Origin of the sequence: Microbacterium sp. B24 (assembly GCF_000333415.1) — a bacterium.
GTDB lineage: Bacteria > Actinomycetota > Actinomycetes > Actinomycetales > Microbacteriaceae > Microbacterium.
The window spans coordinates 1-10,941 of the sequence record NZ_BADB01000255.1 but is presented as its reverse complement, the minus strand read 5'-3'; the positions used below and the strand labels follow the sequence as shown (position 1 = coordinate 10,941).

Here is a 10,941-nt window from a genome sequence, read left to right as displayed (position 1 = left end):
GACCGAAGGCGAGCGAACCGCGCCCAGAGCCGACCACCAGCCACCGAGGGTGATGAGGAAGAACTGCGTCGCTGAGAAGACCAGGACGAGCATCAGGTGTCCGACGATCATGTTCATCAGCAGTCGCAGCGTCAGGGTGACGGGTCGGATGATGAACGTCGAGAGGAACTCGAGCGGCGTGACGATGATGTACAGGAACGGGGGCACGCCCGAGGGGAACAGTGCGTTCTTGAAGAAGTTCTTCGGGCTCTTCTTGATCCCGGCGTAGATGAACGTGACGTAGCTGATGACCGCCAGCATGAGCGGGACGGCGATGATGCTCGTGCCCGCCAGGTTCATGAACGGGATGATTCCTGTGATGTTGAAGAACAGGATCATGAAGAACATGGTCGTCAGGATCGGCAGGAATCGCTGGCCGTCCTTCTTGCCAAGCAGGTCTTCGGCGATGTTGACCCGCACGAAGTCGAGGCCCATCTCCGCGATGCTCTGGAACCGGCCCGGAACTACGCGCATGCGGCGAGTGCCGAGCCACAGGAAGAGCACGAGACCGATCGTCGCGATGAACTGGATGAGGTGGATCCGCGTGACCGGGACACCCAGGACGCTGAAAAGGACGTCCGGGAAGAACTCATCGATGGACGGGCCGTGGAAGCCGCCGTCTTCGGCGGTCTTGGCGATCAGTGTCGCAGCTTGGGTAAACAGCGCTGGCTCCAGCTTCGGGGCACCGGAGTGATCCGGTGCGACGATGGTCGGTGTGAGCGTCACTGCGCACGCGTTTCGCGGAGCGCGAACGGGCGCAGAGACAGCCTATCAGCCCCGCGGGGCGTTATCGTCCGCGTGCGACGGACCGCCCGCGGCATCCCCCTCCTCCGGCGGTGCCGGCTGACGCGCCTCGTCGGCGATTTCCGCAAGGGTGGGCAGCGTCACGTCGCTGACGGCGGGGATGCGCATCCGTGTCATGACGACCGCGTCGATGACGAGGGAGGCGACCACACTGACCACCAGCGCCACGAAGAAGACTCCGGGGTTGAGCCACGGCTGCCCCCTCAGCAGGAACAGCACGACCAGGAAGACGACGAACTTCAGGAGCCAGCCGCCCATGACGGCGCCGAAGAAGATCGGCACGTAGAGCGCGTCGCCGTACCACCGGTTCGCGATCAGTATGGTCCCCGCGGTGAAGCCGAGGAACACGGCGGCGAGGACGATGGCGATGATCGCGCTCCACAGCCCGGAGGCGCCGGCGACGGCGAATCCGATGATCGCGCCGGCCACCGCGAGCGCGGCCGTGGCCGCGGCCGACCACAGCAGTGTGGTGCGCAGGACGGGGGTGCTGGAGAGGGAGGTCATGGATTCCTCGAGGTCGGATCGGACAACGTGGCGGCACCGGTCGGTGACGCGGGCGGACGCACGGACGGCTGCAGGGTGACGACGAGGCAGGCCGCGACGCCGATGAGGACGAAGACCACGCCGACCGTGTAATCGCCCGGCCACCCCTGGGTCGTGCCGATGTACATGAGCAGCACGCCCACCGAGACGACCGCGGTCCACGCGTAGAAGATGAGCACCGCATCACGATCGCTGTGTCCCATGTCGAGCATGCGGTGGTGCAGGTGCTTGCGGTCGGGCGAGAACGGCGACTTGCCGCGAGCCATGCGACGCACGATCGCCATCCCGAAGTCGAGCAGCGGCAGGAGGACCACCACGACCGGCAGCAGGATCGGGATGAACGCGCCGAGCAGCTGCGAACGCCCGAACACGTCGTTGTCGCCCAGCAGCGCCGGCGGCAGGTTGCCCGTGAATACGATCGCCGACGACGCCATGAGAAGGCCGAGCAGCAGCGCTCCGGAGTCGCCCATGAACAGCTTCGACGGATTCCAGTTGAGGGGAAGGAACCCGATGCACACGCCGATCAGCGCGACGGCGATGAACGATGCCAGGCTCGAGTAACTCGACGCGCCGGTATCGCGGGCGACGAGATACGAGTAGACGAAGAAGACGGCGTTGGAGATGAGCGCGACGCCGGCGACGAGACCGTCGAGGCCGTCGATGAAGTTGACCGCGTTCATCACGATGACGATCGCCACGACCGACATCGCGAAGCTGGCGAAGCTCGACACGACGAACTGCTGGCCGAACGGGATGAAGAAGATCTGGATGCCGCCGAAGCCGACGACGATGCCGGCGGCCAGGAACTGCGCCCCGAGCTTGATCATCCAGTCCAGGTCGAAGAGGTCATCGGCGACGCCCACGACGACGATCAGTGCGGAGGCGCCCAGCAGCGACCAGATCACGGCGGGATCGGCCCAGAAGATGGAGAAGTACGGGATCTGCGACGACAGCGCGAAGGCGACGAGCACGCCGAGGAACATCGCGACGCCGCCGACGCGCGGCTTGGGTGTGGTGTGCACGTCGCGCTCGCGGATCTCGGGATAGAGCTTGAAGCGCATGCCGATCCGCCACACCGCCCACGTGAAGGCGAGCGTCGCCGCGCCCGTCAGCAGGACGGTGAGTAGATAGAACCTCATGACGCGGAGGCGTCGTCGAGCGGTTCGGGATCGGGTTCGAGCAGGTCACCGAGCACCTCGCGCAGGCGCGCGCGCGACACGGCGCCCTCACGCAGGACCCGGACGGGACGATCGCCGGCCCCGACCAGTCCGGTCGCGTCCACGATCGTCGAAGCGACGCCGTGCGTGGAGGGGCCGCCGTCCAGATACACCGCGACACTGTCACGCAGCATGCTGTAGGCGTTGTGCGCGTCGACGGCCGCGGCCTTGCCCGTGAGGTTGGCGCTGGAGACCGCGAGCGGCCCGCAGTCCTCCAACAGCTCAAGCGCGATGCGATCGGCGGGCATGCGCACCGCGACGGTGCCGTGCGTGTCTCCCAGATCCCACGACAGCGAGGGCTGCGACGGCAGCACGATCGTCAGTCCGCCGGGCCAGAATTCCTCGACGAGGCGTTCGACCGGGGCCGGGACCTCTGCGACGAGCGCGCGCATGGTGGACAGACCGGCGACGAGCACGGGCGGTGGCGACTGCCTCCCGCGGCCCTTCGCGGCCAGGAGCGCGGCGACCGCGCTCGCGCTGAAGGCGTCTGCGGCGATGCCGTAGACCGTGTCGGTCGGCATCACGATGAGCTCGCCGCGACCGATGGCCTGGCGCGCCTTGCGCAGCCCGGGAAGCAGCTGCTCGGCGTCGCGTGCGTCGAAGAACTCAGACATATCCCCACCAGTCTACGTTTCGAGCGGCTCGACGCGCTCAGCGACGGGAGCGGTCAGGGACGGATGGCCGTCGTCGCGCGGTCGCGGAGGGTGAGGTCGGGATGTGTGGCGCAGGCCCGCCACCCGGCCGCATCCAGGAGCGCACGGATGGGCGCTCCTTGCCACTCGCCATGCTCGATCACGAGCGTTCCGCCGGAACGCAGCAGGCGCAGACCGACCTCGGAGAGCACTCGGACGACGTCCAGGCCGTCCGCTCCGCCATAGAGGGCGCTCGGAGGGTCCCAGTGTCGTACCTCCGGGTCACGCGGGATGGCGGCATCGGGAACGTAGGGCGGATTGGACACCAGCACCGCGACCGTGCCGTCGAGTTCGCGGAAGGCATCGGCGAGGTCGATGAACGCGAGTCGCGCCTGGGGGGCGTGGGCCGCGAAGTTCTCCTTCGCCCAGACATACGCGTCGACGGCGTTCTCGGCGGCGTGCACGCGCGCGTGCGGAACCTCGGTCGCCATTGCCAGGGCGATCGCCCCGGATCCCGTCCCGAGGTCGACGGCGATGGGCGCGGCGTCCGGCACGGCACGCAACGCGTCGATCGCGAGTTGGGCGACCATCTCCGTCTCCGGACGCGGGACGAACACCCCGGGCCCGACGCGCAGTTCCAGATGGCGGAACGGAGCGACGCCGATGAGGTGCTGCAGAGGCTCCCTCGTCGCACGGCGGCGGATGAGCTCGTCGAACGCCGCGGTATCGTCCGGAGCCCGGTCGCCGCGCAGAGCAGCGGCGAGCAGTTCACCCCGCGGAAGGGAGAGCACATGGGCGGCGAGCAACTCGGCATCGACGTCGGGCGTGGGGACGCCCGCGGCGGCGAGGGTCGCCGACGCGGCGCGCAGCAGCGCGGACAGGTCGGCAGGCGGGCCGGAGACAGGCGGAGAGGTCATCAGCTTCTCCACCCTAGCCGCGAGCGCTCGGACCCGCCGCGGGAGCCCCGCACCCACCGTGAAGATTCGTCACATTCGACTCGGGAATACAGGCGACGCTTAGGCTGGTTCGACACGCTGACGAGGGCGCGCACGAACGCGCGACCCGGCGACACCCGCCCCGCACGAAAGGCAAGCCATGTCCGGCATCCACTCCGACATCACGAGCGCATTCGGCAACACCCCACTGGTGCGCCTGAACCGCATCAGCGAGGGCCTGCCCGGCACGGTGCTCGCCAAGCTCGAGTTCTACAACCCCGCGTCCTCCGTGAAGGACCGTCTGGGCATCGCCATCGTCGATGCGGCCGAAGCCTCCGGTGCACTGCAGCCCGGCGGCACGATCGTCGAGGGCACGAGCGGCAACACCGGCATCGCACTGGCGATGGTCGGCGCCGCACGCGGCTACAAGGTCATCCTCACGATGCCGGCATCGATGTCGGTCGAGCGCCGCATGCTCCTGAAGGCATACGGAGCGGAGCTCGTGCTCACCGAGCCCGCACTCGGGATGAAGGGCGCGGTCGCGAAGGCCGAGGAGATCGCCGCCGCCACGCCGGGCGCGGTCCTGGCCAAGCAGTTCGCGAACGAGGCGAACCCCGCCATCCACCGCAAGACGACGGCGGAGGAGATCCTCCGCGACACCGACGGGGAGATCGGCTACTTCGTCGCCGGCATCGGCACCGGCGGAACCATCACGGGTGTCGGCCAGGTCCTCAAGGAGCGCGTGCCCGAGGCGAAGGTCATCGCCGTCGAGCCCGCCGACTCCCCGCTGTTGACCAAGGGAACCCCCGGACCCCACAAGATCCAGGGCATCGGTCCCAACTTCATTCCGGAGATCCTCGACCAGGGCGTGATCGACGAGGTCGTGGATGTCGAGTTCGACGACGCCATCCGCGTGGCACGAGAGGTGGCGACCACCGAGGGGATCCTGGTCGGCATCTCGTCGGGCGCCGCCATCTGGGCAGCCCTGCAGATCGCCGCGCGTCCGGAGGCCGAGGGCAAGAACATCGTCGTGATCATCCCCTCCTTCGGCGAGCGCTACCTCTCCACCGCGCTCTACGAGCACCTGCGCGAGGACTGATCCCCCGCGTGAGTGGCACCTCTACCGATACCGCTGCGCCGCGGCTCGGGGCCTTCGCACGCGTCCGTGAAGACATCGCGGCCGCGAAGCTGAGAGACCCCGCAGCCCGCGGCGCAGCGGAGATCGCGGTTCTGTACTCCGGCCTGCACGCCATCTGGATCTACCGCGTCGCGCACGCGCTGTGGCGCCGCGGGTGGCGCTTCGCCGCGCGGGCTCTCTCCCAGGCGGCGCGGTGGGTGACAGGAGTAGAGATCCACCCCGGCGCGACGATCGGCCGCCGCTTCTTCATCGATCACGGCATGGGCGTCGTGATCGGTGAGACCGCCGAGATCGGCGACGACGTGATGCTCTACCACGGCGTGACGCTGGGCGGACGCACACGCGACGCCGGTAAGCGGCACCCCACCCTCGGTGACGGCGTCGCGGTCGGCGCGGGAGCGAAGATCCTCGGCCCGATCACGATCGGCGCCGGCTCGGTCGTCGGCGCCAATGCCGTCGTCACTCGCGACGCTCCCGCTGATTCCGTGCTGGTCGGTGTCCCCGCCACGGCTCGCTCCCGCCGCGCGGGGGAAGAGACGCGCGCGCTGCTGACGACGCCCGAGTACTTCATCTGAGACGCGCGCCGGGTGGCGATGCGGGTGATGGCCGCTGCTACGGGTGGCGGCGTGGGGTGCCGAGTAACGGTGACGGTGCGGATGCCGGTGGTGGCGGACGCCGGCCCGCCGTCCATGTCCCACAAAACGCTGGCGACACGCCGCCACAACAGCACCTTCCGGGACACTCGCCGCAGCAAAGGGGACAACGGTCACCGAAAGTGGGACGAGGACCACCGCGCCGCCACCACCGCCGGACCCGGCGCCTCAGCTCTCGCGTCGGTCCTGGACCTTCTTCTTCAGCAGCACGGCCGGCAGCAGGAACGCCGCGATCGCGGTGACGACCCAGACGATCATCGGCGCGACGATCCAGGTCCACCACGGGAGGCCGATGGTGAGTCCGGCGCCCGGGATGAGCGCTGTGACCACCAGCGCGACGAAGGTCGAGACGATCCCGATGCCGCCGAGGAAGGCGGGAGCGTTTCGCTGCGCCACCCGGGCCAACCACGGCGCGAGGACGCTCTGCAGCACGGCGAAGATGACGATTGCGAGAATGAACCCCACCGGGCTGCGCCAATCGATGCTGAAGCCCGGCAGCACGATGTCGGCGACGATGAGGCCGACCGCAGCGGAGGCGAGAAAGACGACGGCTCGCAGCAGGAACGTGATCATGACGCGAGCGTAGCGCCCCTCGGAGCCTCGATCCGTCCGCGGGGGTCAGTCGGCGCCCAGCGCCGCGAGTCGCGCCTCTTCGTCGGCGGCGATCGCCGACTCGATGAGCGGGCCGAGCGCCCCGTCCATCACCTGATCGAGGTTGTAGGCCTTGTAGCCCGTGCGGTGGTCCGCGATGCGGTTCTCGGGGAAGTTGTACGTGCGGATGCGCTCCGAACGGTCCATCCCCCGGATCTGCGAACGACGGGCATCGGATGCCGCGGCATCCCGCTCCTCCTGCTGCTTGGCGAGCAGGCGGGCGCGGAGCACGCGCATGCCGGCCTCGCGGTTCTGCAGCTGGCTCTTCTCGTTCTGCATCGACACGACGATGCCGGTGGGCAGGTGGGTGATGCGCACCGCGGAGTCGGTCGTATTGACCGACTGGCCGCCGGGACCGGAGGAGCGGAACACGTCGATCTTCAGGTCGTTGGGATCGATCTGCACCTCTTCGGGCTCATCGACCTCGGGAAAGACGAGCACGCCCGTCGTCGAGGTGTGGATCCGGCCCTGCGACTCGGTGGCGGGCACACGCTGCACGCGGTGCACCCCTCCCTCGTACTTCAAGTGCGCCCAGACACCCTGCGCCGGGTCGCTGGAGGAACCCTTGATCGCGACCTGGACGTCCTTGTAGCCCCCGAGGTCGGACTCGTTGCGCTCCAGCAGCTCGGTCTTCCAGCCCATGGATGCCGCGTACTGCAGATACATCCGCAGCAGATCGGCCGCGAACAGCGCCGACTCGGCTCCGCCCTCCCCCGCCTTGACCTCGAGGATGACATCGCGCGCATCGTCCGGATCGCGCGGGATGAGCAGGCGCCGCAGTTTCTCCTGCGCTGCAGCGACCCGCTCTTCGAGCGCCGGAATCTCCTCGGCGAAGGCGTCGTCCTCACGGGCGAGCTCACGCGCCGCCGCGAGGTCGTCGTCCGCCGCTCGCCACGCATCGTGGGCCGCGACGATCCGGGACAGCTCGGCGTAGCGACGGTTGACGCGCTTGGCGCGCGCAGCATCGGCGTGCACCGCGGGGTCGGAGAGCTCCTCCTGAACCGTGCGGTGCTCGTCGATCAGCGCCTGGACGGACTCGAACACGGCGAGCCCGCTCAGCGGATGCTGTTCTCGTGCCCGTGGCTGTGGCCGCCGCCGGCCGTGGACACCGACTTCATCTGCACGTTCTGCATCTGGTAGAGGAACTCGACGTTGGAGCTCGTCTCCTTGAGCTTGCCGAGCACCACCTCGAGGGCCTGCTGCGGGTCGAGGCCGGCGAGGGCGCGACGCAGCTTCCAGGTGATCTTGACCTCGTCCGGGTTCAGCAGCATCTCTTCGCGGCGGGTCGAGGACGCGTTGACGTCGACGGCCGGGAAGATCCGCTTGTCGGCCAGCTGGCGCGACAGGCGCAGCTCGCTGTTGCCGGTGCCCTTGAACTCCTCGAAGATGACCTCGTCCATCTTGGAGCCGGTCTCCACGAGCGCGGTGGCGAGAATGGTCAGCGACCCGCCGTTCTCGATGTTGCGGGCCGCGCCGAAGAACCGCTTGGGCGGGTAGAGCGCCGACGCGTCCACGCCGCCGCTGAGCACGCGACCGCTGGTGGGCGCGGAGATGTTGTACGCGCGCCCCAGTCGCGTGATCGAGTCGAGCAGCACGACGACGTCGCGGCCGAGCTCGACGAGTCGCTTCGCGCGCTCGATGGCCAGCTCAGCGACCGTGGTGTGATCTTCGGCGGGACGGTCGAAGGTCGAGGCGATGACTTCGCCCTTGACCGTCCGCTGCATGTCGGTGACCTCTTCGGGACGCTCGTCCACGAGCACGACCATGAGGTGGACCTCGGGGTTGTTCGTCGCGATCGCGTTCGCGATCTGCTGCAGCACGATCGTCTTGCCGGCTTTGGGGGGCGCGACGATCAGGCCGCGCTGGCCCTTGCCGATGGGGGCGACCAGGTCGATGATGCGCTGCGTGAGCTTCTCGGGCGCCGTCTCCAGGCGCAGGCGCTCCTGCGGGTACAACGGCGTGAGCTTGCCGAACTCGACACGCTCGGCGGCGTCGTCGACCGACAGCCCGTTGATGGCGTCGACCTTCACGAGCGCGTTGTACTTCTGGCGGCTGGACTGCTCGCCCTCGCGCGGCTGCTTGATGGCGCCGACGACGGCGTCGCCCTTGCGCAGGTTGTACTTCTTGACCTGGCCGAGCGAGACGTAGACGTCGCTCGCACCCGGCAGGTAGCCGGTCGTGCGCACGAAGGCGTAGTTGTCGAGGACGTCGAGGATGCCGGCGATCGGGATGAGGACGTCGTCCTCGCCGATCTCGGTCTCGAACTCGTCGCCGTTCTGCGCCGGGCCCCGACGCTTGTTGCGCTGGCGGCCGCGGCCCTGGGACTGCTCGTCGTCGCTGTCGGCGCTCTCGTCGGAGGCGGCGGGCGACGCATTGCCCTGAGCGTTCTGCGCGCCCTGGCCGTTCTCACCGCGCTGCCCGCGGTTGCGGCTGCGGCTGCGGCTGCGCGAGCGGCTGCGGCTGGGGGTTTCGGTCTCCGACGCGCCCTCCGCGGTGGCCGACGCGTCGGCGGCGGCGCCCTCGGTCTCGGCCGTCTCGGCGGTGTCTGCGGTCTCCGCCACGGCGGCGCTCGTGTCGCTCTCGGCGCTCTCGGGCGCGGTCTCGGCGGCCGGCGCCTCGTCGGCGGTCGTCGGCGTCGCGGCGACGGGTTCTGCGGTCGAGCCCTCGGTCACGTCGGCAGCAGCCTCGTCCGCGGCCGGCTCGGCCGGCGGGACATCGGTGCTCTTCGCGCGGCGCGGCGCACGCTTGCGGGGAGCCTTCGCGGGCTTCTCCTCGGCGACAGCCGGTGCCTCCGCAGCGACGGGCTCGGCCTCAGGGGCGGTGGGCTCGGCGGTGGGCTCGACCTCCGCGGCAGCCGGCTCGACCGCCGCAGGCTCCGCCGCGGCCTCAGGCTCCGCCGCGGCCTCGGGCTCCGCCGCGGCGGGTGCCTCGGCATCCGAAGGCACCTCCACGTCGGGCGCCTCGGTCTGGACGGCCTCGGCAGCCGACTCCTCTGCGGCAGCGGTGGTCTCGTCGGCGGTGGTCTCCTCGGCGCCGGCGGACTGCGCGCCCTCGACGTTCTCGGTGTTCTCAGTCTGGATCTCGGAGAGGGACTCCACGAGTTCTCCTTCGTAGGCATGTGGACGGATACCGTCCGCATCGCGCCGTCCACGACAGGCGCTACCGCTCTCGTGCGCGCATGCACGTCTTAGCTCAGACGCGCGATGGTGCAACGTGAGGGTTATGCGGTGGTTCGCAGAATTGCGACGGAGGCCAGATTCACGGTCACGCCGTGGCACCCTCCGTATGGTTCCTCACTGTACCACCCTTGACGTCGACGGCGAGCATGCGCGGCTCCCACGGGGTGTCCGTCACGGATGCCGCGACCTCCGCCGCCTCCAGACGCTGACCCGGGCCGTCCGCGAGCACGAGCACGCTGGGCCCTGCGCCGGAGACGACGGCGGCGAAGCCACGTGCCCGCAGCGCGCGGACGAGCTGATCGGTCGCCGGCATCGCCTGCGCGCGGTACGACTGGTGCAGCTTGTCCTCGGTGGCGGCCATCAGCAGCTCCGGGCTCTGCGTGAGGGCTGCGATCAGCAGCGCAGAGCGAGAGACGTTGAACACGGCATCCTCACGAGGCACCTGAAGGGGTGCGAGACCTCGGGCGACGGCGGTCGACATCGTGAAATCGGGAACGAACACGAGCGGCGAGACGCCGCGGTGCACGAGGAGCTTCTTGTGTTGCGGACCGTTCTCGTCCATCCACGCGATCGTCAGTCCGCCGAACAGGGCGGGAGCGACGTTGTCGGGATGTCCTTCGAGCTCGGTCGCGAGGCGCAGCAGCGCATCGGGGCCGATCTCGACCTCGCCGGCGAGCAGGCCCTTCGCCGCGAGCAGACCCGCGACGACGGCGGCACCCGACGATCCCATGCCCCGCCCGTGCGGAATCGTGTTGTGCGCCTCCAGACGGATGCCGGGCATCTCGCGCCCGACGGCCTCGAATGCGTAGGCCATCGAGCGCACGACCAGGTGCGAAGCATCGGTCGGGACATCGGCCGCCCCCTCGCCCGACACGAGAATCTCCAGTCCACGCTCCGGCAGAGCGGTGACGGTGAGTTCGTCATACGAGCTCAGAGCGAGGCCCAGAGTGTCGAACCCGGGACCGAGGTTGGCACTCGTGGCGGGTACACGGACCGCGACGGAGCGTTCCACGGAAGCGAGGGTGGTCATGCCAGGTCGAGGACGGACGCGACCTCACTGGTGGTCGCATCGACCACCGTGGGCTCGACCTCGGTGCCATCGGCGTTGCGCAGGGCCCACTGGGGGTCCTTCAGACCGTGTCCGGTGACC

The 10,941-nt window shown here is 69.2% G+C and carries 10 protein-coding genes and 2 pseudogenes; 2 read left to right on the top strand and 10 right to left on the bottom strand.

Features of this window, described 5'->3' with window-relative positions; translation table 11 throughout:
- The 5 genes and pseudogenes from I5I_RS06820 to prmC form a co-directional block, all read right to left on the bottom strand.
- A pseudogene (locus tag I5I_RS06820) lies at positions 1-765 on the bottom strand (F0F1 ATP synthase subunit A); the annotation flags it as partial.
- 45 nt (positions 766-810) lie between these two features.
- Complete coding sequence (locus tag I5I_RS06815) at positions 811-1,347, bottom strand: membrane protein (RefSeq protein ID WP_036317986.1); 537 nt, start codon at positions 1,345-1,347, stop codon at positions 811-813.
- A complete protein-coding gene (locus tag I5I_RS06810) occupies positions 1,344-2,525 on the bottom strand; it encodes an MraY family glycosyltransferase (protein WP_036317983.1) in 1,182 nt (393 codons plus the stop codon). Before I5I_RS06810 ends, I5I_RS06815 begins: the two co-directional genes overlap by 4 nt.
- On the bottom strand, positions 2,522-3,217 hold the full coding sequence (locus I5I_RS06805) for an L-threonylcarbamoyladenylate synthase (protein WP_036317980.1): 696 nt from the start codon (positions 3,215-3,217) through the stop codon (positions 2,522-2,524). The genes I5I_RS06810 and I5I_RS06805 overlap by 4 nt, the downstream gene beginning before the upstream one ends.
- Positions 3,218-3,270: 53 nt before the next feature.
- A complete protein-coding gene (gene prmC, locus I5I_RS06800; RefSeq protein WP_036317978.1) occupies positions 3,271-4,152 on the bottom strand; it encodes a peptide chain release factor N(5)-glutamine methyltransferase in 882 nt (293 codons plus the stop codon).
- 178 nt (positions 4,153-4,330) lie between these two features.
- Here prmC and cysK point away from each other — a divergent pair, with 178 nt between their 5' ends.
- Positions 4,331-5,269: a cysteine synthase A gene (gene cysK, locus I5I_RS06795; protein WP_036317977.1), complete on the top strand. Its 939-nt coding sequence runs from the start codon at positions 4,331-4,333 to the stop codon at positions 5,267-5,269.
- An 8-nt stretch (positions 5,270-5,277) separates the two neighbouring features.
- Complete coding sequence (gene epsC, locus I5I_RS06790; RefSeq protein WP_036285880.1) at positions 5,278-5,883, top strand: serine O-acetyltransferase EpsC; 606 nt, start codon at positions 5,278-5,280, stop codon at positions 5,881-5,883.
- A gap of 246 nt (positions 5,884-6,129) precedes the next feature.
- Here the strand turns inward: epsC and I5I_RS06785 are convergent, their stop codons facing one another.
- The 5 genes and pseudogenes from I5I_RS06785 to I5I_RS17525 form a co-directional block, all read right to left on the bottom strand.
- Entirely contained in the window at positions 6,130-6,534 is a 405-nt protein-coding gene (locus I5I_RS06785) for a phage holin family protein (RefSeq protein WP_036317974.1), read from the bottom strand.
- Positions 6,535-6,579: 45 nt separating this feature from the next.
- Positions 6,580-7,656: a peptide chain release factor 1 gene (gene prfA / locus I5I_RS06780; RefSeq protein WP_036317972.1), complete on the bottom strand. Its 1,077-nt coding sequence runs from the start codon at positions 7,654-7,656 to the stop codon at positions 6,580-6,582.
- A gap of 11 nt (positions 7,657-7,667) precedes the next feature.
- Entirely contained in the window at positions 7,668-9,710 is a 2,043-nt protein-coding gene (gene rho / locus I5I_RS06775; RefSeq protein WP_036317969.1) for a transcription termination factor Rho, read from the bottom strand.
- Positions 9,711-9,876: 166 nt separating this feature from the next.
- Positions 9,877-10,821, bottom strand: a complete 945-nt coding sequence (gene thrB, locus I5I_RS06770) for a homoserine kinase (RefSeq protein ID WP_036317966.1) — start codon at positions 10,819-10,821, stop codon at positions 9,877-9,879.
- A pseudogene (locus tag I5I_RS17525) lies at positions 10,818-10,941 on the bottom strand (threonine synthase); the annotation flags it as partial. The gene thrB and the pseudogene I5I_RS17525, both read right to left, overlap by 4 nt.